This is a genomic window from bacterium SCSIO 12696, assembly GCA_024397955.1.
In the GTDB taxonomy this organism is placed as follows: domain Bacteria; phylum Pseudomonadota; class Gammaproteobacteria; order Pseudomonadales; family Porticoccaceae; genus SCSIO-12696.
The window spans coordinates 1,872,274-1,895,330 of sequence record CP073744.1; the positions used below are offsets into that span (position 1 = coordinate 1,872,274).

Here is a 23,057-nt window from a genome sequence, read left to right on the forward strand (position 1 = left end):
AAGCGGGGGTCAATGCTCGGAAACCGGTGCCGCCAGGCGTTACAGCGCCCTTACCCGAACCACAGAGTCAATGCCGCCGATGGCAGCAATCACCGCCTCGCTGGGCTGCTGCTCAACATCAATAATGCTGTAAGCAATATCGCCACGGCTTTTGTTGACCATATCGATCACATTTAACTCGTTGTCTGCAAGGATAGACAGCACCTGACCCAATACACCGGATACGTTGCTGTTGCAGAACGTAATGCGGTAGCCACCGTTGCGACCCATGCGGGTTTTCGGGAAGTTTACCGAGTTGAGGATGTTGCCGTTTTCGAGGAAGTCCATCAGCTGCTCAGCGGCCATCACCGCGCAGTTTTCTTCCGCTTCGGCAGTGCTGGCTCCCAAGTGGGGCAACAGCAGAATATCGTCTCTGCCCAGTACATTGGGAGACGGGAAGTCCGCAACATACTTGCCCAGTTGGCCGTTATCCAGGGCTTCAATCACCGCTTCTTCATCCACAATTTGCTCGCGGGCAAAGTTCAGCAATACCGCATTGGGCTTGCAGCAACGCAGCATTTCCGGGTTAATCAGGTGATGAGTGGCTTCAATGGCGGGCACGTGCAGAGTGATGAAATCACAGCGAGACAGCAGTGCCTGTAGATTTTCCATACGCTCAACGCGGCTGGACAGGCTCCAGGCCGCCTCAATGGAAATAGCCGGGTCGAAGCCCACCACGTTCATGCCCAGCTCAAGGGCAGTATTGGCAATAATAGAGCCGATGGCACCAAGGCCGACAACGCCGAGGGTCTTGCCGGAAATCTCACTGCCTGCGTAGTTCTTTTTGGCAGCCTCAACCTCTTTTGACATCACACCCGCATCGTCCAGATGAGTCAGGCTTTGGCTGTAGTTCATGCCACCGACAATATCGCGAGACGCCAGCAACATACCGGCAATCACCAGCTCTTTTACTGCGTTGGCGTTGGCACCAGGTGTGTTAAAAACCACGATGCCCTGCTCGCTGAAGCGGTCCACAGGGATATTGTTCACGCCAGCACCACAGCGAGCTGCGGCCAGAACACTTTCGGGCACGTCCATGTCATGGAGCTTTTGGCTGCGCAGCATAAACGCATCCGGTGCCGTAAACTCGCTGGCAATCTCGTAGTTGTCGCGAGGGAATCGATCCAGGCCTTTGGCAGAAATCTGGTTGTAAGTACGAACTTTATACATAGTGCTATCTCAAAAAATACCGTCTTAAAAGGAAAATTCTGTGCGCTTATTGAACCTGTTGATAGGCCCACTCAAGCCAGGGCATCAACGCTTTAAGGTCATCGGCTTCAACCGTGGCACCACACCACAAGCGCAATCCTGCAGGAGCATCGCGGTAAGAACCAATGTCGTAAGCCACTTGTTCGCTATCCAATAATTTCACCAGGGCTTTGACCTTGTCCGCATCCAGATCCAGCTTCAGGCAAACACTGGTGTTGGAGCGAATGGCTTTATCAGCAGCCAGGAAATCAATCCAGTCATGTTCGGCAACAAACTGCTCTACCACAGCCAGGTTGGCTTCAGAGCGGGCAATAGCCGCATCGGTGCCACCCAGAGACTTCACCCAATTGAGGGCATCCAGGTAATCCGCTACCGCCAGCATGGAAGGCGTGTTAATGGTCGCACCTTTAAAAACCCCTTCAATCAACTTGCCGTTCTTGGTAAGACGAAAGATTTTGGGCAGTGGCCACTCTGGCACGTAGCTTTCCAGGCGCTCTACTGCGCGAGGGCTGAGAATCAACATGCCATGGGCGCCTTCGCCACCCAGCACTTTTTGCCAGCTGAAGGTCACCACATCCAGTTTTTGCCAAGGCAGTGACTGAGCAAATACCGCAGAAGTGGCATCACAAATGGTCAAACCGGCGCGATCATCGGCAATCCAGTCGCCATCGGGCACTTTCACACCGGAAGTGGTGCCGTTCCAGGTAAACACCACATCGTGGTCGGAGTTCACCTGACTCAAGTCCGGCAGCTCACCGTAGTCGGCGGTCAGAGCATTCACTTCGGGCAGCTTTAACTGCTTGGTAATGTCCGTCAGCCAGCCCAAACCAAAAGATTCCCAGGCCACCACATCCACCGGGCGCGGCCCCAACAATGACCACAAGGCCATTTCCACTGCACCGGTATCGGACGCAGGAACAATACCCACTCGGTAGCCCTCCGGCAGGCCCAGCAACTCAGCAGTATCAGTGCAAGCTTGTTCCAGCACCGCCTTGCCCAGACTGGAGCGGTGGGAGCGACCCAAGGTGCGCACATCGAGAGAAGCCACGTCATAGCCGGGGCGTTTGCTGCAGGGGCCGGATGACAGATTGGGGTTGGCCGGTTTCAGGCTGGGTTTCATGATAATTCCTAACACTATATGAGGTATTGGCTCAGAGGGTGTGCCAGAGCAGACATAGAAGGCAAATTTTTGAGGGCGCTACTATATAAAAAACCCGCAGGGCTGTCAGCCTCTGCGGGTATCAGAGAAGGCTATATCGATATAACGTGTTGACTATTTGCGAGCCTGACGCTCTTTTTCGATCAAAAATGCCGCCACTTTCAACATATCTTCATTGCTGCCAGCGGATTGACCGGATATCCGGTATTTGCCATTGACGATCAGGTTCGGGGTGCCAGTCACCCGATATGCGGAGACCCGGGACTGGGCCTGCATGGATTGGCTCTGAACACCAAAGGAATTGAATACGCTGCTGAACTGGTCGCGAGGAACTCCTGCTTCAGCAAATACTTCACTGATATCGCGCTCATTCTTGAGGCGATTTTTCTTTTGATGATAGGCAGCAAACAGCTTTTTGTGCATCTCATCCGCTTTGTTCAGCGCTTTAGCGGTGTAGTACGCACGGGTATGAATCTCTGCGGTTCTGCGCCCCAAGGTAGAAGGGTTGCGCACAAACACCACGTCTTCGGGCAGATTCTTGGCCCAGGGCTCTACCTTGCCGCTAAAATCATAGCAATGGGGGCAGCCGTACCAAAAAACCTCTGTTACCTCGATTTTCTGTGGGTCACTGGTTCTCACCGCCTGGGGCAACACAAAGTAGTGCTCACCCGCTTTATATTCTTCATTGCTCGCCTGGCAACCCATTGCCAGAGTCAGTACAAACGCCGATACAACGGCTGAAAACAACTTACGCATGCATTCCCTCCAAAAGGACCGCCAATAAAAGCGGCTTATGTTACCGATTCAGTGCTCTCTGTCCACACTCTTAGGGCCTGTTAACACTAATTGAGTCGCCACTGTTGTGACTAAAAAAGTGTCAATCAAGGCGCGAGTCGTGTGGTTTGGTCACTCCAAATGAGCGACGAGCAACACCGAGTGACACTTTTTTAGCCGCAACCCGAAGGGCTGGGGCCCCTGTTTAGAAACAGGAAGTCCGCCCAGCAGTGACGACTCAATTAGTGTTAACAGGCCCTACCGTAACCTAACAGCCTCAAGGCCAATCAAATATTCCACCACCTCAAGCATCTTGGCGCGGCTCCCCGCACTCTCTACAGTGACCAGGTATTTACCGTTAACGACCATACAGGGGGTTGAGGTGACAAGATACTGTCGACTGCGCTGTTCAGTCCGAACCAATTTGCCGCGCACCCGAAAGCTGTTGAATTGACGGCTAAAGACATCACCGTCCACACCGGCGGCAACAAACTGTTGGTAAATGGCGTACTCACTGTCCAACTTTTGACCTTTGACATGTATCGCATCAAACAACCTGGGGTGCATGACTGCCAGCTCACCCAATTCCTGGGCTGCGTAGTAGGCTTGGGCATGCAGCGCCATTTTAGCGTGCCAGATGGCAGGCATACGCTCAAAATGAACCTCTTCTGGCAACGCCTGGGACCACTCCTTGATACGCGTGCTAAAGCGGTAGCAGTGAGTACAGCCGTACCAAAATACTTCAACCACCTCTACCTTGCTGGCATCTGCAGTGGCCACCGGTTCCGGCAATACCCGATAGTGAACCCCCTTTTGATAGGCCTCTTGCTCAGCCTGTACCGCAGCCGTCAACACGCTGTACACAAACGCCAATAACAAAAAAGGCAGCCTAAGCTGCCTTTTCACACTGCGGGGAAGGATCACTCACCCGCCCCTATATGCAAGCCGGAAATATAGTTGGACACGGCCTCAATTTCTTTATCGCTCATGTTCGCTGCGATATCACGCATAATCCGGCTTTCACCATCGTTAGTGCGAGCATTGCTGCGGAACGCTTTAAGTTGCTTCGCCAAGTAATCCGCAAACTGGCCGCCTATCTTGGGGTAGCCCGCCGGATCATTACCTTGGCCAGACGGGGAGTGACACCCGGTACAGGCCGGTACACCGGTCTCTGCATTGCCAGCACGGAACACCTGCTCACCCAAAGCCAGGAATTCAGCGCTGTTGATGTCTTCCAATGGCCAATCTTTCTCTTTGGCGCCAGAAATTTGCATCGGGTTACTGGCAAAGTACGCAGCGATATCTGCCATATCCTGTTCGCTCATAGCATCCAGCTGGCCGGCCATTTCCGGCACCTGGCGAGCGCCGGATTTAATGTCATTCATTTGTTTGAGAATGTACTTCTCTCCCAAGCCAGCAATTTTCGGGAATGCTGGGGTCGGGCTATTGCCCGTTTCACCGTGACAGGCGCCACAGGTCGCGGCTTTGGCTTTACCGGCGCTGGCATTGCCTTCCGCCATAGCGACTGGAGACATCAGCAGCAGTGCCGCAGCAGTGGCAAGAATAGTGTTGTGACGAACCTGCTTCATGGATAACTTCACCTTGTTGCGAGTGACCTGGCTGTACTACTTGCTGGTCTCAGAAAAAACCAACCGTACAGTGATCTGGGTTATTATCGCACCGATTTCCCACCGGCTTGGCGGCGCATTATAGCCCGCATCGGCAACTGTACCAAGGGCAACACCCATGACACTGCAATTCAAAGAGGCAGCCTTCACCCAAAGCGCCCCTACACTGGCTCAATGCCCCCCCGATAAGGGTAGTGAAGTCGCCTTTGCCGGCCGCTCCAACGCAGGCAAATCCAGCGCACTAAACACATTAACAGATAACCACAAACTGGCCCGTACCAGCAAAACCCCGGGGCGTACCCAGTTAATCAACTTTTTCCAGCTCAGCGACCATCAGCGACTGGTAGACCTGCCCGGTTACGGCTTCGCCAAAGTGCCCAAAGCTATGAAGGAACGCTGGGATCGCAACCTGGCGGAATACTTACAGGAGCGCCAGTCCCTGCGTGGACTGGTGTTGCTGATGGACATTCGCCACCCCTTGCAACCCTACGACCTGCAAATGGTGAAGTGGGCCGCCGACGCCAATATGGCCACCCACATCCTGCTCACCAAGGCCGATAAGCTCAAGCGGGGGCCAGGGCAAAATACCCTGCAAAAAGTTCGCAAGGAATTAAAACAGCTGGGGCTGGACAGTAATATCAGTGTGCAGACTTTCTCGGCGCCGAAAAGAGAAGGCCTGAAGGAATTGGAGAAAGTGTTGCGGGGGTGGTTAACGGATTAGCTTCGAGTTGCGGGCTACGGGCGGCGAGCTGCCCGAGCGAGGTTGTCATCCTGAGCGTAATCATACTACTGCGTAAACCACAGCTAACGTCATTCCCGCGCAGGCGGGAATCCATCGACGACATTATCTCAAAGCTTTAGCGCTATACCCAAAATGGATCCCCGCCTACGCGGGGATGACACTACTTTTCTACGCCGTTCGTTACACTAAGGGTGCAGACTTGCTCGATCTGCTCGCAGCAAGCAGCCCGAAGCCCGCAGCGGTCTTACTTATCCAAATCCCTAACCCGATAGTATTCCTGCTCAGTCAGCTTGTGATATTTACGGACTTGAGTGCGGTAGTCGTTAATGGATTTGTAAACCTTGGCAAATGCTGGGTCAGCGGCGGCTTGTTCCTGCAACACGTCTTTGCTGATGCGATACAACTCTCGCAATACATCGTCCGGAAATGGGCGCACTTCCACACCGTGTTCGTTGATCAGCTTATCCAACGCACCAGCATTAGTGGCGGTATAGCTGTCCAGCATATCGGTACTGGCGGCGCGGGCGGCCACTTCCACAATGGCTTGTAAATCCGCCGGCAAGGTTTCCAGCTTTTCTTTGTTGATGATAATTTCCAGCGCCGGACCAGGTTCCTGCCAGCCAGGGTAATAATAGTATTCGGCCACCTGATGAAAGCTAAAAGCCAGATCATTGGCGGGGCCAACCCATTCGGTGGCATCGATAACGCCGGTCTGCATGGAGGTAAACAATTCGCCACCGGGGATATTGACCGCCTCGGCACCGGCGCGTTTGATCACTTCGCCACCCAAACCGGGCATACGAATTTTCAAACCCTTGAGGTCTGCCAGACTATTAATTTCCCGGTTGTACCAGCCACCCATTTGAACACCGGTATTACCGCCCGCGTAGGGCACCAAATTAAAGGGCTCGTACAACTCCCGCCACAGCTCCAGGCCACCGCCGTAGTGCAGCCAGCCGTTCAATTCCTGAGCGTTGAGGCCAAATGGGTAGGCTGCAAACAATACCGTCGCAGGGATTTTGCCCTTCCAGTAATAGGCGGCACCGTGGCCCATTTCGGCGGTGCCGCTGGACACCGCATCAAACACTTCCAGCGCAGGCACCAGCTGGCCGGCACCGTAGACTTTGATTTTCAGGCGGCCATTGGACATGTCGTCCACCATCTCGGCAAACCTCTCCGGTGCTGTGCCCAGGCCGGGGAAATTCTTTGGCCAGGTGGTGACCATTTTCCATTTGTACACTTTCTGAGGTGCCGTGTTGGCGGCACCCTCAGAGCCGTTATCACTGCCGCCACAGCCCGTCAGTAAAATTGCCAGGGCAAACGCGGGAAGCATTTTGGTGAGTTGCATGATGGTTCCTTGCAGAGTAGTAAAATTTGCCGCAAAGCCTGCAACTCAGTTGGCGCGGTGTCAAGGCAAGGCAGCGGCGGCCGCTGTCAGACCCGCCAAGGCGCCTTGTATTTTCTTCACCACTTCAGAAGCTTGCGCCAGTTGGTGCTTTTCCAACAGCTGCGCCGGATCATCGTAGGACAGCAGCACCTCACCAGTATCGTTCTGGTGAATCAATACCTTTTGGGGTAAGTCCAGAGCCGCCATCTGATCCGCTTTCATCAAGGGTGTGCCAAGGGCGGGGTTGCCGAAAATAAACAGCTCTGTGGGATTCAAGCTTTCGCCAACCGATGCGGCCCCGGCGCTGTGATTGACCCGGGCAAAGGTTTTTAAGCCCTTTTGGTCGAGGATATTCTGAAAGCGCTCGGCGGTTTCACTGTGGGAATTTTGGCTTTTTACACTGAGAATACGGGTCATGTCTGTGCCTTGTCTGGTTAGAAGACACAATGACCCATTTACAGCATCTTGGTTCCAGCTTTAAGGCTAGAGGCCTTCCAAATTAGCGTAGGCCAATACCAACCACTTATTGCCTTCCGTCTCAAAATTCACCTGCACACGAGCGTGGCTGCCGCTGCCTTCAAAATTCAGCACAGTGCCTTCGCCAAAAATTTTGTGCTGCACCCGCTGCCCCAAACTGAGGCCGGTATCGGCGCCACTGTCGGAAAAGCGCGAGGTACCTGCCGATTTGGCGTAACTGGTGGGGCGGCGCACCTGGCTGCTGAGACGCACCTCTTCCAGATACTCGCTGGGAATATCGCGCACAAAGCGGGATACGGAGTTAAAACTCTCGCTGCCGTACAGTTGGCGGCTCTCGGCAAAGGTCAGATACAGCTTTTCCATAGCGCGGGTAATGCCCACATAAGCCAGACGACGCTCTTCATCCAACCGCCCCGGCTCTTCGATACTCATGCGGTGAGGGAACAGGTTTTCTTCCATGCCCGCCAAAAATACCAAGGGAAACTCCAGCCCTTTGGCAGAGTGCAGAGTCATCATCTGCACCGCCGACTGGCCATCATCGGCCTGGCGCTCACCGGCATCCAAGGCGGCTTCATCGAGGAACTGCCCCAAAGCCGAACCTTCAGGGTCTTGCGGGCGGAAGCCCTTGCAAGCGCTGATCAATTCTTTGAGGTTATCCACCCGAGCTTGGCCGCGCTCGCCTTTCTCTTTGCCGTGGTATTCCACCAAGCCACTTTGAGCGAGGATATGGTCCGCCACTTCGTGCAGGGGCAATTCTTCGCTGTCAACATCCAGCTGATCGATCAGCGTCAAAAAGCCCGCCACTGCATTGCCCGCACGGGCGGTGAGTTGGCGCTCTGCCACCGCCTTTTGCGCGGTGCGCCACAACGACTGACCGCTGGCGCGGGCAGCATCTCGCAACGCCTGTACAGTTTTGTCGCCAATGGCTCTGGGGGGCACATTCACCACCCGCTCAAAAGCCGCATCGTCGTGGCGGTTAAGCAACAAGCGCAAATAGGCCAGTGCGTTGCGAATTTCCAGGCGCTCGTAGAACTTCTGGCCGCCGTAAATACGGTAGGGAATACCCGCTCGCAACAGCGCTTCTTCCAGCACCCGTGACTGGGCGTTGGAGCGGTACAGAATCGCCGCATCGCTGTGGCTGTTGCCGTCTTTTACCCAACCCTGAATGCGATCGCCAATAAAGCGCGCCTCGTCGTGTTCGTTAAAACCCGCGTACAGCGAGATTAACTCGCCATCGGCGCCGTCGGTCCACAGGTTTTTACCCAATCGCTCGCTGTTGCGTGCAATCACTGCATTGGCAGCGTTGAGGATATTGCCGGTAGAGCGATAGTTTTGCTCCAGTTTAACGGTGACCGCGCCATCAAAATCTCGATTGAAGTTGCGGATATTTTCTACCCGCGCACCGCGCCAACCGTAAATGGATTGGTCGTCGTCACCCACCGCCGTGACGCTGGCACACTGGTCTTTACCGGCGCCAGCCAACAGCCGCAGCCAGGCGTATTGAATGGCGTTGGTGTCCTGAAATTCATCCACCAGCATATGACGGAAGCGGTTCTGATAGTGCTGCAGCAGTTCCGGATGGTTAAGCCACAGCTCGTGGGCACGCAGCAGCAGCTCACCAAAATCCACCATGCCACCGCGCTGGCAGGCCTCTTCGTAGGCGGTGTAAATTTTTACCAGAGTGGTGGTGTGGGGGTCGCCAGTTTGCTGAATATGATGGGGGCGCAAACCCTCGTCTTTTTGGCTGTTGATAAACCACTGGCTTTGGCGAGCCGGCCAGCGGCTGTCGTCCAACCCCAGTGCCGCACTTACCCGCTTGACTACCCGCTGCTGGTCGTCGGAGTCAAGAATCTGAAAATTCTCCGGCAGGTTGGCTTCGCGCCAATGGGTTTTTAACAAACGGTGAGCCAAGCCGTGAAAGGTGCCCACCCACATACCGCGGGGGGGCATGGGCAACAGGGCATCGATGCGCTCGCGCATCTCCCGTGCCGCTTTGTTGGTAAAGGTCACCGCCAGAATTTCGTAGGGAGAGACATGCTCCACCTGAATTAGCCAGGCGATGCGGTGCACCAGCACCCGGGTTTTTCCAGAGCCCGCGCCCGCCAATACCAACAGGTTTTTATCACTGCTGGAAACCGCGTCCCGCTGGGCCGTATTGAGATCGTCGAGTATTGAGGTAACATCCATGGGCACGGATTCTAGCACCGAACAAAACTGGATTTATATACAGTGAAGCAACTGATTATTCTTTTTACTGTTTTCCTGACCTGCAATATCACCACGGCTGACGACAGTTCATCGCCACTGCGAGAAAACGCCCACCGCTATGTGGAAAGCCTGAGCGTGGATTTCGAGCTGCAGCGCAGCTTCTACACGGAAGAAACGGTGTTTGAGGATATTACCTCCGAGTCCTTTGGCCCTCGCTGGCAGTTTACCGGCCCTGATGCAATTATGGATTTTTGGCAACGCTCCTATCGGGACTACGGTGTGCTTGAGGTCAAGCCGGAAATCCACGACGTTATCGTGCAACCGCCCTTTGCCATTGTCACTTACAGCGCCCACGTTACCGCTTGTGGCATTGCCATCGGCCACCCGAACAAAGTGTTTACCAACCCCATTAAGCTGGTGACCGCACTCAGGTTTAAAGACAATAAAGTGGTGCGTCACACAGACTATGGGGCCTACGACAAAGCCAATCGTCGACTGGAGCAAATGAACAACAAGCTGGCCAACCAACCCGCTGACTCCCGCTGCGACAAATACACAGATTCCAAATAGCGCGTAAAAAACCTACACTAAAGCACCCATCAAGGTATCGGATACCTGCTGTGAAACCCGCCACCCTCACTCACACCATTAGCAACGCCCTGGATACCATGCGCCGCTCCGAGCGCAAGGTGGCAGCGTACGTTCTCGGCCACCCAGCGGAAGTGATTGGCCTGCGTATTGTGGACTTGGCTTTGCGGGCTCAGGTGAGCGAGCCCACCGTGGTGCGTTTCTGTCGGGCGGTGGGATGCAAAGGCTTTCAGGAATTTAAGCTGGCTCTGGCGCAACAACTGGCGGCCAGCCCCAGCTATGGGCAGATCGCGGTGACCGAAGGGGATTCGGTGCACCAATACACGCACAAGGTATTCGACTCCACGGTGGATACCCTGCTGCAAGTGCGCGACAGCGTCGACCCGGAACAGCTTGACCACGCCACTCAGGTACTGACCCAAGCCAAACGGGTGGAGTTTTACGGCTTTGGCGCATCCGCCTCTGTTGCTGCTGACGCCCAGCACCGTTTTTTCCGTTTACAAATTCCCTCGGCCACCTACTCCGATCCGCACTTGCAAAATATGTCGGCCACCTCCCTGGAGCCAGGCAGTGTAGTAGTGGCGATCTCCCAATCCGGCCGCACTCGCGCCCTGCTCAATTCCATGGAGCTGTCGCGCAATCGCGGCGTGGAAGTGATTGGCCTGGCACCCAGTGGCACACCGGTACTGCAAGCCGCCTCTATCCAGTTGCCTATTGATGTGGAAGAAGATATTCAGCTGTACACACCACTGTCATCCCGTATCGCACATCTGGTGGTAATCGACGTACTGGCCATCGGCGTTGCTCGTCAGAAAGGTCAGCAATTGCAAAGCCATTTGCAAGATTTGCAGGAAGGTTTGAAAGTTTTGCGGGTTCCCGACGCCTGAAGTCTCAGCTCCGCAACCCGGAGCCAAAGACACTTTTTTGTAAAGTTATGCGAATTCTCCACCTCGGCATGGAGGGGTTGGGTAGTGTCGAGCGTTTATATGTAATGTCTCTTTATTTTTAAAACAACAATCCTGGGAGAGGTAACTTCATGGCTTGGAAATCACTTTTGGCGTCGGCGCTGGCGCTGGGCACCCTGTGTGCACAGGCGGCTGACAGCGAATGGCTGCGCAACCCAGCGGTATCACCAGATGGTAGCAAAGTAGCATTTAGCCACCACGGCGATATTTACGTGGTCAACAGCCAAGGCGGCACCGCCGTTGCTCTGACCAATCACAACGCCTACGACAGCTACCCGGTATGGTCACGGGACGGCAAACAACTGGCCTTTGCCTCCGACCGCTACGGCAACTTCGATATCTTTGTAATGCCCGCCAGTGGCGGTCAAGCCAAACGGCTGACGTTCCACTCCTCCCCCGACATTCCCAGCGATTTCAGCGCCGACGGCAACAGCGTGGTATTCACCTCACTGCGCATGGACTCCGCGCAAAACACCCAATTCCCCAGCAGCCGACTGGAAGAAACCTACAGCGTTAACTTGGCTGGCGGCACTCCGAAACAAATCACTACCATCGTCGCGGAAAAAGCCCGTTATAACCGCGCTGGCAACAAATTCCTCTATCAGGACAAAAAAGGCTACGAAGATCAATTCCGCAAACACCATCGCTCCTCGGTAACCCGCGATATCTGGCTGTACGACACACAAACCGGCAAACACAGCCAGCAAACCCGCTGGTTAGGGGAAGATCGCAACCCGATTTGGACGGATAACGACCAAAGCTTTTACTTCACCAGTGAACGCAGCGGCACTATGAATGTGTGGCGGCAGAGCTTGAATGGCGACGATGCCACTCAGGTTACCGACCACAAACACCATCCAGTGCGCTTCCTGTCAGCGGATAACAACGGCAATTTGGTGTACGGCTACCATGGTTCCATTTATCGTCTGACCAATGGTGTCGAACCTGAAAAGCTGGCCATAACTATCAACCGCGACAACCAGGTGAACCCGATTCAGCGAGCGGTGATTGGCACCGGAGCCACTGAGTTTGCGGTTTCTCCCAACGGCAAAGAGGTGGCGGTTGTGGTGCGCGGTGATGTGTACGTAACCTCCACGGAATACCCCACTACTCGTCGTATTACCAACACTCCAGAACAGGAACGCTCGGTATCGTTCTCCCCGGATGGCCGCAGCCTGATGTACGCGGGTGAGCGCAATAACAGCTGGAACTTGTACCAGAGCTCTCTGGCAAACAAAGACCAGAAGTATTTTTACAACGCCCTCAAAGTCAACGAAACAACGCTACTGGCCGATAAAGAAGAGACCTTTCAACCAGCCTACTCTCCCAATGGCAAAGAGGTTGCCTATCTATCAAACCGCGACACCTTAAAAGTACTCAATCTGGCCAGCGGCAAAAGCCGGACTGTGCTGGCGGAGAAGTACAACTACTCATATAGCGACGGCGACATTACCTTTGCCTGGTCACCAGACAGCCGCTGGATTGCCGCCAGTTACATCGATGGCCGTTGGATACCGGAAATTGGACTGATCGACGCCTCCGGTAAAAAAGACCCGATTAACCTGACCCTGTCTGGCTACGCCGACTTTGTTCCTCACTGGGCAATGGACGGCAACGCCATTACCTGGCTCACTGCCAAGCACGGGCGCCGTAATCACGGCAGTTGGGGCTCGGAGCTGGATGTGTACGGCATCTTTTTAAACCAGAACACCTGGGACAAGTTCAAACTCAATAAGGAAGAGTACGCCCTCAAACAAGAGGCAGAAAAAGACAGTAAAAAAGACGACAACAAGAAAGACAGCAAAAAAGGTAAGGGTGACAAAGATAAGAAGCCGAAGGTTAAAGCCATCGATATCGATCTGGCCAATATCGAAGATCGCCGTGCCCGCCTGACACTGCATGCCGCAGAAATGGGCGATGGCCTGCTCAGCAAAGACGGCCGCAAGCTCTACTACCTGGCCAAATTTGAGAAAGGCTTTGACCTCTGGGTGCGTGACTTCGACGAGAACAGCACCAAGCCTTTGAGGAAACTGGGCGCCAACGAAGCCAGTATGCAAATGACCAAAGATGGCAAAAGCCTGTTTGTGATGGCCGATGGCAATATCCGCAAAATCACTCTTGGCAATGGCAGCGCCAAGCCAGTGGCTTACGGTGCCGAGTTTGAACTGGATGCCGCTGGTGAACGCGCCTATATGTTCGAGCATGCCTGGCGCCAGGCGCGGGACAAGTTTTACCTGAAAAACCTGCACGGTGTGGACTGGGACTTCTATAAACAGGAATACCTGCCCAAGCTGGACGGGATTAACAACAACCGGGATTTCGCCGACATTCTCAGCGAGCTGCTGGGCGAGCTCAATGCCTCTCACACTGGTGGCCGCTATCGGCCCAAGCCCAATGGCCAGGGTGACCAAACCGCTGCCCTGGGCATTATCCCTGATTACCAATACCAGGGAGATGGCATTAAAATAGCCGAAATTATTGACAAAAGCCCACTGCTCACCAAAGACAACAACGTCGAAGTAGGCATGATTATCAACGCCATCGATGGCCAGCCGATCAACGCCAACAGCAACTACTACGCCCTGCTGAACCATAAGGTGGGCAAAAAAGTGCTGCTCACCGTGACCAACCCAAAAGCGGGCAAAAAAGAGCCGAAATCCTTCGAACAAGCGGTAAAAACCCTGCCTTTTAGAGCGGAATTGGCGCTTCGCTACCAGCGCTGGGTGAAAAACCGCCGCGACCTGGTGGAAAAGCTGTCCAAGGGCAAACTGGGTTACGTACACGTGAAAGGCATGAATACGCCATCGTTCCAGGAAACCTACTCCGAGGTACTGGGCCGTAACGTCAACAAAGACGCACTGATTGTCGATACTCGTTTTAACGGAGGCGGTTGGTTGCACGACGACCTCAACACCCTGCTTTCCGGCAAGCGTTACTACACCTTCCTGCCCCGAGGGCGCAATATCGGTGCTGAGCCCATCGCCAAATGGTTCAAACCCTCCGCGGTAGTGGCTGGCGAAGGCAACTACTCCGATGCCTACCTGTTCCCGCACAGCTACAAGCAGCTGGGCATTGGCCCAGTTATCGGTATGCCGGTACCCGCCACTGGCACCGCAGTGTGGTGGGAAACTATGGTCAGCGGCGACATCATCTTCGGCATTCCACAGGTGGGCATGTTGGACGAAGATGGCAACTTGCAGGAAAACCGCGATCTGGTGCCCGATCACCTGATCAACAACGACCCCAACGCCATCGCCAATGGCCGCGACCCGCAAATTGAAAAGGCGGTGAAGGTACTACTAAAAAAATAACAACCTCACTCTTGCGATGAGGTTACTGGAAAGCCCGCATTCACTGCGGGCTTTTTTATGGCCATGGCCTTTACGCCATCAAGTTGCGATAATCCTTGCCTTTCCACCATTAGCCAGAAGGATTGTCATGCAACGCTCCCAACAACTGTTCGACGCCGCCCAAAAACACATACCCGGCGGAGTTAACTCCCCAGTTCGTGCCTTTCGCGCTGTGGGCGGCACCCCGGTTTTCTTTGAGCGCGCCGACGGAGCCTACCTGTACGACGCCGATGGCAACCGCTACGTCGACTACGTGCAATCCTGGGGGCCAATGATTCTCGGCCACGGCCACCCACAGGTGCTGGACGCCATTCGCCAGCAGCTGGACAAAGGCCTGACCTTTGGCGCCCCCACCGAGCTGGAAACCCAATTGGCGGACAAGGTCTGCGAACTGGTACCGGGCATGGATATGGTGCGCATGGTCAATTCCGGCACCGAAGCCACCATGAGTGCCATCCGCCTGGCTCGTGGCTACACTGGCCGCGACAAAATAATCAAGTTTGAAGGCTGCTACCACGGCCACTCCGACTCCCTGTTAATCAAAGCCGGCTCCGGTGCCCTTACCATGGGTGTACCCACCTCCCCCGGAGTACCAGCGGCACTGGCGGAACACACCATTACCCTTACCTACAACGATATCGACGGCCTGAAAGCCGCCTTTGCGGAACTGGGTGAGCAAGTAGCCTGTGTCATTCTGGAACCAGTAGCGGGCAATATGAGCTGCATTCCACCGGTGCCTGGATTCCTGGAAACTCTGCGCGAGCAATGCACCGCCAGCGGTACCGTACTGATTATTGACGAAGTGATGACCGGCTTCCGCGTCAGCCGTACCGGTGCCAGCGGCCACTACAACATCGACGCCGACCTGATTACCCTGGGCAAAGTCATCGGTGGCGGCATGCCAGTAGGCGCCTTTGGTGGCAAGCGGGAAATCATGGAATACATTGCGCCATTAGGCCCGGTGTACCAGGCAGGCACATTGTCCGGCAACCCGGTCGCTATGGCCGCAGGCCTGGCAACCTTGGAACTGGTGGGCCAGCAGGACTTCCACGGCCCGTTGTTTGCCCGCACCGACACACTGGTTGCGGGAATGAGGGAGCGGGCGGCAGCCGCCAGTATTCCCTTTACCACCAACCACATCGGCACCATGTTCGGCTTTTTCTTTACCGATGCAGATACAGTGAGTAACTACCAACAAGTGATGGCCTGCGATACCGAGCGCTTTAATAAATTCTTCCACGGCATGCTGCAACAGGGCGTGTACCTGGCCCCCGCCAGCTACGAAGCGGGCTTTATGTCTGCTGCCATTGGGGATGACGATGTTCAATTTACCCTAGATGCGGCAGAGAAAGTATTTGCTGAGCTGTGATTTAATATGTCGTCATGCCCGCGAAGGCGGGAATGACGGGCGCTTCATCGTACACACCACCAGAAGGATTAACCATGGCCCGTCAAATCACTCCGCGCCACTTCCCCACCACTCGCATGCGTCGCAACCGCAGCGCCGATTTTGTGCGCCGACTGGTACGGGAAAACCGCGTCACGCCAGACGACCTGATCTACCCGGTGTTTGTGCTGGATGGCGACAACCAGCGAGAAGCCATTACCTCCATGCCCGGTGTTGAGCGCCTGAGCATCGACCTTTTGATACAGGAAGCCAAGCACCTGGCGGGGTTGGGCATTCCTGCCATGGCGCTGTTCCCAGTCACTCCGCAAGCGCATAAATCGGAAAACGCCGAAGAAGCGTGGAACCCCAATGGCATCGCCCAGCGGGCTGTGAAAGCCCTGAAAGACGCGGTGCCGGAAATGGGCGTGATGACCGATGTGGCCCTGGACCCATTCACCACCCATGGCCAGGACGGCATCATTGATGACAGTGGCTATGTGCTGAACGACACCACCGTAGAAGCACTGATTGCCCAGGCCCTGTCCCACGCCGAAGCGGGCGCGGATATGGTTGCCCCTTCCGATATGATGGACGGCCGCATTGGCGATATCCGCGCCATGTTGGAAGAATGCGGCCACGTAAACACCAAAATCATGGCTTACTCCGCCAAGTACGCCAGCAGCTACTACGGCCCCTTCCGCGATGCAGTGGGCTCGTCCGGCAATATCCAGGGGGGCAATAAATACAGCTACCAGATGGATCCGGCCAACAGCGACGAAGCCCTGCACGAATGCGCCCTCGACCTGTCAGAAGGCGCCGATATGATTATGGTAAAACCGGGCATGCCCTATCTGGATGTGGTGCGCCGGGTAAAAGATGAACTGGGCGCCCCCACTTTCGTCTATCAGGTCAGCGGTGAATACGCTATGCATATGGCAGCCGTACAAAACGGCTGGCTGGACAAAGACGCAGTGATGATGGAGTCCCTGCTGGCCTTTAAGCGGGCCGGTGCCGATGGCATTCTGACCTACTTTGCCAAGGATGCCGCAGAGTTATTGAACAGTTGAGTAAACCGTCATCCCCGCGCAGGCGGAGGTGACGAGATAGGACATGCGCCTCGACAAATACCTCGCCAACGCTACCGACTACTCCCGCGCCGATATTAAAAAGCTAATCAAGGCGGGGGAAGTGATCGTAAGCGGAGTGACCGCCAGCAGCCCCGCACAGCCGGTTGATGAAAACAGTGGAGTTACCCTACACGGCACTGACGTCAGCCAGCCGGGGCCGCGTTATTTTATGCTCTACAAACCAGCAGGCTACGTGTCGGTTACCAAAGACAGCGAACACCCCACCGCCATCGACCTGCTGGTGGATGAACCCCGCAGTGAACAACTGCAAATTGCCGGCCGCCTGGATATCGATACCACCGGCCTGCTGCTGATCACCGACGACGGCCAGTGGAACCACGCGCTGACCTCACCCAAAAGCCAGTGCAGTAAAACCTATCTTGTGACGCTGGCGGAACCGCTACAAAACACGGAAAAGGTAACGGCGAAGTTCACCGAAGGCGTGTGGCTCAATAACGAAAAGCGCCGCACCCTGCCCGCGCAATTGGAAATGCTTTCCGTTACCAATGCCAAACTCACTATCAGCGAGGGCAAGTACCACCAGGTAAAACGGATGTTCGCCGCCATGGGCAACCGGGTCATTGGCTTGCACCGGGAGCGCATTGGCGAGATAGTGCTGGATAGTGATATGGAACCCGGGGAATACCGACCATTGACTGATAAAGAAATAAACAGCATTTACTAACAACGCGCCCTCGTCATTGCGAGGCCGTAGGCCGTGGCAATCTCGTCGCACATGCTGTGCCCTCGTCATACTTGCGCAGGCGGGAATCCATCAACCACAGAACTTATAGATTCCCACCTTCGTGGGAATGACGATAAAACATGACCAACCCAAACTTTCAACAACTACTCAACGAACTCTGCCAAACCAACGGCCCAGCATTACTTATCGTCGACGAAAATCTACCGGACGCCCCATTTGCAGCCCTTGCTAACAGCAACACTAACATTAGGCTGCTCACCAATCGCTACGACATCTGGCAACAGGCACAAGCCGCAGGGCTGAGCACTCATTTCAATGACTTTGATACCAGCATTTTTCAAATAGGCCATTTTGAAAAAATCGTTTATCGCATCTCCAAAGAAAAGCCCGTGGTACACCACCTGATTAACTCTGCATTCGACCTGCTGGCACAGGGCGGTGAATTGATTCTCGGCGGCGAAAAAAACGATGGCATAAAAACCTACGCAAAAAAAGCGGGCAGCTACTTTCAAGTCGCTCCACATATCGAAAAGAACGGCAACAATTACACAGTTTATATTCGCAAAGAATCCAATGACTTTAGCAGCAAATTGGATGACAAGAACTACACCCAACTTCGCCCAACCATTCAGATCGACGACACAACCCTTTTCAGCAAACCTGGCGTTTTCGGCTGGGAGAAGGTCGACCGCGGCAGCGCATTTTTGGTAGAACATTTACCGCAATTTTTAAAGCACCTGCCAGAAAACGCCAGCCTGTTAGATTTGGGTTGCGGTTACGGTTACATCACCGCCTGCGCACAACGTTATGGGTTTTCCCGCACCGTCGCTACCGACAACAACGCCGCCGCACTAGCTGCTTGTAAAAGAAACTTTGAAGAATCGGGAATTAACGGCGAGGTAATTGCGGGCGATGCTGGCATCAATATAGAAGAACGTTTTAATATTGTGCTTTGCAATCCGCCCTTTCATCAGGGCTTTGCTACTGATGGGCGACTGACCGATAAATTCCTCACCACCACTAAACGTGTGCTGCGCCGTAGTGGGAAAGCACTGTTTGTTGTAAATAGCTTTGTGCCGTTACCACAGAAGGCTGAAAAGATATTTAATTCTGTGGAAGTGGTTGCGGAAAATCGGAGTTTTAAATTGGTGGTAGTAAGCTAAAGTATTGCCTCTTATCTTTTCATTATCTTACTTTACTCGCTAGGCATTCCATGAAAAACCGCAAACTCTTTACCAGTGTACTTTCCCTGAAACGATACTGGCTTTAGCCCTGTCAGCGTCTGAAGCTCTTTTGGAACAGACTTATAAGAATAAAAATAACCTTTACCCTGATAACAGTTTTTACAGTATGAGCTGTCATGGGTATAGACTTCTATTGAAACATCTTCACTTAGTCCACTAACCGTCTGCTCGTGATAACCACTTAATATCAGCTTCTGTATTTTCACACCGTCCTCATAGTTAACTATCCACTTGGTCTTGTCATAAGCACTCAATGCCAAAACGATAGGGCTATCTACTATCGAGACATTCACAGTTATTTCCCCACCACGTTCTCTCTTTCCCTGAACCATCTCCCTGTGACAATCTAATTTATCTTCTGTCTCACACTTTGCCCACCAAGGTCTTCCGTCATCATCAGGATCTGTTCCTTCATACACACCTATTACATGAAGCTCTGGGTCTGATGATGCGACTAACTTTTTTTCTGAACACCCAGACAAAAAAATTAGAGTCAATAATAAAAAACTTATAACGATTGTTCTCACGCAACTGTACAAAAGACCTTCAAAATTTTGATATACGTAACTAATTGGACCGAGCTTATTTTCTTTAGCAAATAAGTTAGCATTAACAGTTCTGAGAATTTTCATGGATACATCCTTGTTACTTGAAAAGTATTAACATAAGTGCAATACCACTTTCACTCATCCACACAATTAAATACAAACCGCCTCAATCTCGCGACCACCTTTATTCAGCACTTGCTGCCTGGTCGTCTGACAAACCTGTTTAGATTCGTCGGCTGTCAGACCCCAGAAGATCGCCACACCATTTAGGCCATTGCTTTTATACTTCATATGGAGGTATTTGCTGGTGGTCGGGTTTTTAGCAAACATTTTGGAATATCGTTTATTTAACTGATTTTTGCATTCGTACTTTAAGGTGGTGCAATTGTCCAGGCCGTTGCACATTTCGATCAGTTTGAGATATATCCTGTCTGGTTTGCACTCAAAATCTTTATAGCGTTCCACGATTGCCACCATTTCTATATCGTGGCTGCCTTGTTTGATTTTCACTCTGGCTTCCGCGTAATTTTTCTCACGGTTGCTGTTATCGGAACAACCGACAAAAAGCACACATATGCTAAGCACCCAAAAACGTTTTGGAAAAACACGCCATTCGGCACAGATGGAAAAAATAGAATTCAGGATGGTCATAGAAACGTCCTTGTTTTTTGAACCCCCGACGGCGCAGGGGTGATGGTATTCTGTTCTAAAGGGAGAGCGAGGAAGAAACAATAAAGAGATTGCTTCGCTGCGCTCGCAATGACGGAGTAAGGTTAAACGTCCATCCCCAAATTTTCCAATTCGGCCAATGCGTCGTCAGTGGCATCAATCACCCGGAACCCAGCCCAGTAGCGATCTTCGCCGTTAGCGGGGTTTTTCCACAAGCAGTCAACACCCACGTCCAGCCAGATATTACCGTCTTTTTTCAGGCTGAGTTGGTAGATGTTACCCACCTCCACCGCACTGCTGGTAATCAGCATCAGGCCTTCACTGTGGATATCCACCAGGCGGCCAATAGTTTGCCCGGTTATGCGGTCGAGCGCATCTACCTGGCCATTGACTTCGTGGCGTTCCAGGCGGCGGCGTTCAGGGTTTTGGTTTTGATCAGTGCTCATAGTTGTCGTCTTAATGCGTTGTAAGTGTTTATTATCGAAATTAACCGACGCTGGCCTGTTTGGCACTGGCGCTGAGGTCGGCGCGTATCTGTTCCAGAGTGCGATCCATCAGCGGTTTGTCTTCTTCACTGTCCACAATATGAATGGTGCCTGCTTCCATTAAGCGCGCCAGTTCTTCTCCTGTGCGCATGCCGGTACGGTGGCCACTTTGGTTAACAAACAAGAATTGCATGGTGCGCAGGTTGTACCACACCACCTTTTCCCGCTTGCCGTCGCCCATATCAAACCAGGTACCAAAGGATATCTTTTCCAGCACATTGATGTGCTGGCGTTCGGCGTCATTGAGGTCAGCGGTTTGTTGCTCTGGGGTTTTGCCCCGTTCGTTACTGTCAGTGAGTTTTTTGCGCACTTCTGCCGGTGCAGGGCGTGCTGCCAGGCCCTGCAGGTACAGTTCGTACACATAGTCCATCGCCGAGGTCATTTTGCGGCGACGGCCTTCATCGTAACCGATGCAGTCAAAGCCTTTGGCAATGGCAGCTTCCAGTTGCGGGTAGTGTTCTTTCCATTTGCGTTTTTGTTCTGCGTCTTCTCCGAGAGCCAGCCCCCAGAGCAGGTCGTCGATCACGTCTTGGGCTTCCTGCCACTGCTCTGCTTCATCGCCAAAGCGCAGCAACACAAAGGCCATGTAATCGGACCAAGGCTGCAGCAGGAACATCAAAATAGCGCTGGGTAAGTCGCGTTTGCCAATGGCCTGCTGCACGGTGGCGTGCACCTGGTCTTTGACTTCCTGCATGCGATCTTCGCCTTTGGCTTGCTCGGTGGCGCGCTTTTCGCGGGTGGTGATTTTCAGCTCCACTCGTTTAATAAAGGTATTGAACGACAACAGCTCTTCGGTAAATGGACGAGCGTCTTCGCTCACGTCTTTAAGCAGCCGTTCCACCGCTTCACGAATGCGGCCATAAACGCCGTATTCACTGCTGCCATCGCGATTTACCCAGCGGGTGCCCGCTTCAGCCAGGCGGTTGAGCAGTTGCCGAGCTGGGTGTTCGTTTTGTTCAAAAAAGTCGCTGTCGGCAAATGCCAACTTGAGGAAGGGAGTGTGCAGGTAGCTGAGTAGCGCCTTGACAGAATCCGGAAGCTGGTCGTCGTTGAGCATATATTCGAAAATCATGCCTACCAGATCAATGGTTTTTCGATCCGGTGCTTTAAAGGCCGGCTCTTCCTCGCTACCAAGCAGCTTGGTCAGGTGATGCAGCAACAGTTCTGTTACCTGAGCAATCAAGCGGGGCTGCAAATTTTCCCCGGTAGCGGGCTTGCTGGGGATTTGCTGAGCGCTTTCCCAATCCGCCATCTGAATCTGATTAATCGCCGCGGTCAGGTCGCCAACGCTGTAGTTAACACCACCGACAGCAATGCCCGGGGCTGCCGCTGCGCCTGCAGGAGCCGCACCACCCACCGGCACGCCTGCCAGCTGATCCTGTAACGAGGAAATATCCTGGTACACCTGCTGGTGGTAATTCAGGTTGGCGGTACGGCCACCGCCACCCAACCAGCCGGAAGGGGCTTCCGGTGCGGCAGCCGGTACCGGTTGTGACACCGGCCGTGGTGCAGCGCCCGGGGCAGGAGGCGGTGAGCCAGGGGCTACCGAGCCGGCACCGCCCTCGCGGGCTTTAACCACTTCGTGGCGCAAATTGGGCAGTACACCAAGGTCGGTTAAAGCCTTGTTAACCTGTTCGTAAATACGACCCACGTGGTCCACAAACACCCGCTCGAACATGCGGTATATCTCCGCTTTGGCGGCGGTGGATACATCAATGCTCTGCATGCCCTGTTTGAGGGCAAAACAGAATCGGCAAGGTGCCAAAGGGTTGGTTTGATCCGTAACCTCACGGCCATTATTGAGCAGGGAAAAACGTCGGTTCAGGGCCCACATGGCATCGCTGTAGCGGGATTCTGCCCGTTGGCGAATGGTGGTTAGGATCACTCGTTCTTCCAGGGCCTCGTCTTCCACCAACGACAAGCTCGGGTTTCCGGCCCCCAACAGCTCATCCGCACTGACCAGGGTTTTGTTGGAAAACTGCTGAAAGGTGGTTTCCAGATAATCGACAAATCGCTTGGCAATTTCCTTGCGCGCCTGGCTGATTTTGGCGCGGGCATAGAAATACTCGTGCTGGCTGCCAATAAAGGTGCTGCTTTGAGAGCACTCGATTAACTCGTCCAGCAATTTGGCAAAGTATTTATCCAGCAACTCGATGGACTGTTGGCGAACCACCCCCAGCGCGACATCCACCCCTTTGCTTGTTATTTGTTGAGTTTGCATTGTTGTAATTTGGCCTTACGGCTCTATGTTTTTTAACCAACGGCGGGCTGGCGAAATCAGACCCACTCCATACGTCAGCCCTGT

General features: G+C 53.7%; 20 protein-coding genes. 8 read left to right on the top strand and 12 right to left on the bottom strand.

The genetic code is table 11. The features are described from left to right. Nucleotides 1-39: 39 nt before the first annotated feature. From KFE80_08635 to KFE80_08655, 5 genes are all read right to left on the bottom strand, one after another. The gene (locus tag KFE80_08635) at nucleotides 40-1,209 is read right to left on the bottom strand and encodes a phosphoglycerate dehydrogenase (GenBank protein ID UTW44460.1); all 1,170 of its coding nucleotides are present in this window, start codon (nucleotides 1,207-1,209) and stop codon (nucleotides 40-42) included. A gap of 46 nt (nucleotides 1,210-1,255) precedes the next feature. Continuing rightward, nucleotides 1,256-2,368 carry a phosphoserine transaminase gene (locus KFE80_08640; protein ID UTW44461.1) on the bottom strand — a complete coding sequence of 371 codons (1,113 nt, stop codon included), beginning with the start codon at nucleotides 2,366-2,368 and terminating at the stop codon, nucleotides 1,256-1,258. Between the two features lie 153 nt (nucleotides 2,369-2,521). Then, complete coding sequence (locus KFE80_08645; protein ID UTW44462.1) at nucleotides 2,522-3,163, bottom strand: thiol:disulfide interchange protein DsbA/DsbL; 642 nt, start codon at nucleotides 3,161-3,163, stop codon at nucleotides 2,522-2,524. Nucleotides 3,164-3,439: 276 nt separating this feature from the next. After that, complete coding sequence (locus KFE80_08650; protein UTW44463.1) at nucleotides 3,440-4,105, bottom strand: thiol:disulfide interchange protein DsbA/DsbL; 666 nt, start codon at nucleotides 4,103-4,105, stop codon at nucleotides 3,440-3,442. Beyond that, entirely contained in the window at nucleotides 4,102-4,770 is a 669-nt protein-coding gene (locus KFE80_08655; protein UTW44464.1) for a cytochrome c4, read from the bottom strand. Before KFE80_08655 ends, KFE80_08650 begins: the two co-directional genes overlap by 4 nt. A gap of 157 nt (nucleotides 4,771-4,927) precedes the next feature. Between KFE80_08655 and KFE80_08660 the strand changes: the two genes are divergently transcribed. Further along, nucleotides 4,928-5,530, top strand: a complete 603-nt coding sequence (locus KFE80_08660; GenBank protein UTW44465.1) for a YihA family ribosome biogenesis GTP-binding protein — start codon at nucleotides 4,928-4,930, stop codon at nucleotides 5,528-5,530. A gap of 265 nt (nucleotides 5,531-5,795) precedes the next feature. Here KFE80_08660 and KFE80_08665 read toward each other — a convergent pair whose 3' ends face one another. The 3 genes from KFE80_08665 to uvrD form a co-directional block, all read right to left on the bottom strand. After that, complete coding sequence (locus tag KFE80_08665) at nucleotides 5,796-6,899, bottom strand: TRAP transporter substrate-binding protein (GenBank protein UTW44466.1); 1,104 nt, start codon at nucleotides 6,897-6,899, stop codon at nucleotides 5,796-5,798. Between the two features lie 60 nt (nucleotides 6,900-6,959). Continuing rightward, nucleotides 6,960-7,355 carry a DUF302 domain-containing protein gene (locus KFE80_08670; GenBank protein UTW44467.1) on the bottom strand — a complete coding sequence of 132 codons (396 nt, stop codon included), beginning with the start codon at nucleotides 7,353-7,355 and terminating at the stop codon, nucleotides 6,960-6,962. A gap of 66 nt (nucleotides 7,356-7,421) precedes the next feature. Further along, nucleotides 7,422-9,602 (bottom strand): DNA helicase II, encoded by a 2,181-nt coding sequence (gene uvrD, locus KFE80_08675; GenBank protein ID UTW44468.1) that lies wholly within the window; start codon nucleotides 9,600-9,602, stop codon nucleotides 7,422-7,424. Between the two features lie 42 nt (nucleotides 9,603-9,644). Between uvrD and KFE80_08680 the strand changes: the two genes are divergently transcribed. The 7 genes from KFE80_08680 (at nucleotide 9,645) to KFE80_08710 (ending at nucleotide 18,909) form a co-directional block, all read left to right on the top strand. Then, nucleotides 9,645-10,193 (top strand): nuclear transport factor 2 family protein, encoded by a 549-nt coding sequence (locus KFE80_08680; GenBank protein ID UTW44469.1) that lies wholly within the window; start codon nucleotides 9,645-9,647, stop codon nucleotides 10,191-10,193. Between the two features lie 50 nt (nucleotides 10,194-10,243). Next, nucleotides 10,244-11,098 (top strand): SIS domain-containing protein, encoded by an 855-nt coding sequence (locus KFE80_08685; protein UTW44470.1) that lies wholly within the window; start codon nucleotides 10,244-10,246, stop codon nucleotides 11,096-11,098. Nucleotides 11,099-11,247: 149 nt separating this feature from the next. Then, the gene (locus tag KFE80_08690; protein ID UTW44471.1) at nucleotides 11,248-14,487 is read left to right on the top strand and encodes a PD40 domain-containing protein; all 3,240 of its coding nucleotides are present in this window, start codon (nucleotides 11,248-11,250) and stop codon (nucleotides 14,485-14,487) included. A 127-nt stretch (nucleotides 14,488-14,614) separates the two neighbouring features. Beyond that, on the top strand, nucleotides 14,615-15,895 hold the full coding sequence (gene hemL, locus KFE80_08695; protein ID UTW44472.1) for a glutamate-1-semialdehyde 2,1-aminomutase: 1,281 nt from the start codon (nucleotides 14,615-14,617) through the stop codon (nucleotides 15,893-15,895). A 74-nt stretch (nucleotides 15,896-15,969) separates the two neighbouring features. Next, nucleotides 15,970-16,980, top strand: a complete 1,011-nt coding sequence (gene hemB, locus KFE80_08700; GenBank protein UTW44473.1) for a porphobilinogen synthase — start codon at nucleotides 15,970-15,972, stop codon at nucleotides 16,978-16,980. A gap of 43 nt (nucleotides 16,981-17,023) precedes the next feature. Then, entirely contained in the window at nucleotides 17,024-17,725 is a 702-nt protein-coding gene (gene rsuA / locus KFE80_08705; GenBank protein ID UTW44474.1) for a 16S rRNA pseudouridine(516) synthase RsuA, read from the top strand. A 140-nt stretch (nucleotides 17,726-17,865) separates the two neighbouring features. Further along, a complete protein-coding gene (locus tag KFE80_08710; protein UTW44475.1) occupies nucleotides 17,866-18,909 on the top strand; it encodes a class I SAM-dependent methyltransferase in 1,044 nt (347 codons plus the stop codon). A gap of 32 nt (nucleotides 18,910-18,941) precedes the next feature. On the opposite strand, the gene KFE80_08715 is transcribed toward KFE80_08710, so the two are convergent. The 4 genes from KFE80_08715 to KFE80_08730 form a co-directional block, all read right to left on the bottom strand. Next, on the bottom strand, nucleotides 18,942-19,622 hold the full coding sequence (locus tag KFE80_08715; GenBank protein ID UTW44476.1) for a hypothetical protein: 681 nt from the start codon (nucleotides 19,620-19,622) through the stop codon (nucleotides 18,942-18,944). A 66-nt stretch (nucleotides 19,623-19,688) separates the two neighbouring features. Then, nucleotides 19,689-20,189 (bottom strand): hypothetical protein, encoded by a 501-nt coding sequence (locus KFE80_08720; GenBank protein UTW44477.1) that lies wholly within the window; start codon nucleotides 20,187-20,189, stop codon nucleotides 19,689-19,691. Between the two features lie 122 nt (nucleotides 20,190-20,311). Then, nucleotides 20,312-20,653 carry a PilZ domain-containing protein gene (locus KFE80_08725; GenBank protein ID UTW44478.1) on the bottom strand — a complete coding sequence of 114 codons (342 nt, stop codon included), beginning with the start codon at nucleotides 20,651-20,653 and terminating at the stop codon, nucleotides 20,312-20,314. Between the two features lie 40 nt (nucleotides 20,654-20,693). Beyond that, nucleotides 20,694-22,973, bottom strand: coding sequence for a DUF1631 domain-containing protein (locus tag KFE80_08730; protein ID UTW44479.1), 2,280 nt, complete (start codon nucleotides 22,971-22,973; stop codon nucleotides 20,694-20,696). Nucleotides 22,974-23,057 lie beyond the last annotated feature (84 nt).

What these genes read in the sequence shown, in the direction of transcription:
- KFE80_08635 (UTW44460.1), bottom strand. Translation starts at nt 1,209, where the DNA reads ATGTATAAAGTTCGTACTTACAACCAGATTTCTGCCAAAGGCCTGGAT.
- KFE80_08720 (UTW44477.1), bottom strand. Translation starts at nt 20,189, where the DNA reads ATGACCATCCTGAATTCTATTTTTTCCATCTGTGCCGAATGGCGTGTT.
- KFE80_08640 (UTW44461.1), bottom strand. Translation starts at nt 2,368, where the DNA reads ATGAAACCCAGCCTGAAACCGGCCAACCCCAATCTGTCATCCGGCCCC.
- rsuA (UTW44474.1), top strand. Translation starts at nt 17,024, where the DNA reads ATGCGCCTCGACAAATACCTCGCCAACGCTACCGACTACTCCCGCGCC.
- KFE80_08715 (UTW44476.1), bottom strand. Translation starts at nt 19,622, where the DNA reads ATGAAAATTCTCAGAACTGTTAATGCTAACTTATTTGCTAAAGAAAAT.
- KFE80_08665 (UTW44466.1), bottom strand. Translation starts at nt 6,899, where the DNA reads ATGCAACTCACCAAAATGCTTCCCGCGTTTGCCCTGGCAATTTTACTG.
- KFE80_08645 (UTW44462.1), bottom strand. Translation starts at nt 3,163, where the DNA reads ATGCGTAAGTTGTTTTCAGCCGTTGTATCGGCGTTTGTACTGACTCTG.
- KFE80_08660 (UTW44465.1), top strand. Translation starts at nt 4,928, where the DNA reads ATGACACTGCAATTCAAAGAGGCAGCCTTCACCCAAAGCGCCCCTACA.
- KFE80_08710 (UTW44475.1), top strand. Translation starts at nt 17,866, where the DNA reads ATGACCAACCCAAACTTTCAACAACTACTCAACGAACTCTGCCAAACC.
- uvrD (UTW44468.1), bottom strand. Translation starts at nt 9,602, where the DNA reads ATGGATGTTACCTCAATACTCGACGATCTCAATACGGCCCAGCGGGAC.
- hemL (UTW44472.1), top strand. Translation starts at nt 14,615, where the DNA reads ATGCAACGCTCCCAACAACTGTTCGACGCCGCCCAAAAACACATACCC.
- KFE80_08655 (UTW44464.1), bottom strand. Translation starts at nt 4,770, where the DNA reads ATGAAGCAGGTTCGTCACAACACTATTCTTGCCACTGCTGCGGCACTG.
- hemB (UTW44473.1), top strand. Translation starts at nt 15,970, where the DNA reads ATGGCCCGTCAAATCACTCCGCGCCACTTCCCCACCACTCGCATGCGT.
- KFE80_08725 (UTW44478.1), bottom strand. Translation starts at nt 20,653, where the DNA reads ATGAGCACTGATCAAAACCAAAACCCTGAACGCCGCCGCCTGGAACGC.
- KFE80_08690 (UTW44471.1), top strand. Translation starts at nt 11,248, where the DNA reads ATGGCTTGGAAATCACTTTTGGCGTCGGCGCTGGCGCTGGGCACCCTG.
- KFE80_08730 (UTW44479.1), bottom strand. Translation starts at nt 22,973, where the DNA reads ATGCAAACTCAACAAATAACAAGCAAAGGGGTGGATGTCGCGCTGGGG.
- KFE80_08670 (UTW44467.1), bottom strand. Translation starts at nt 7,355, where the DNA reads ATGACCCGTATTCTCAGTGTAAAAAGCCAAAATTCCCACAGTGAAACC.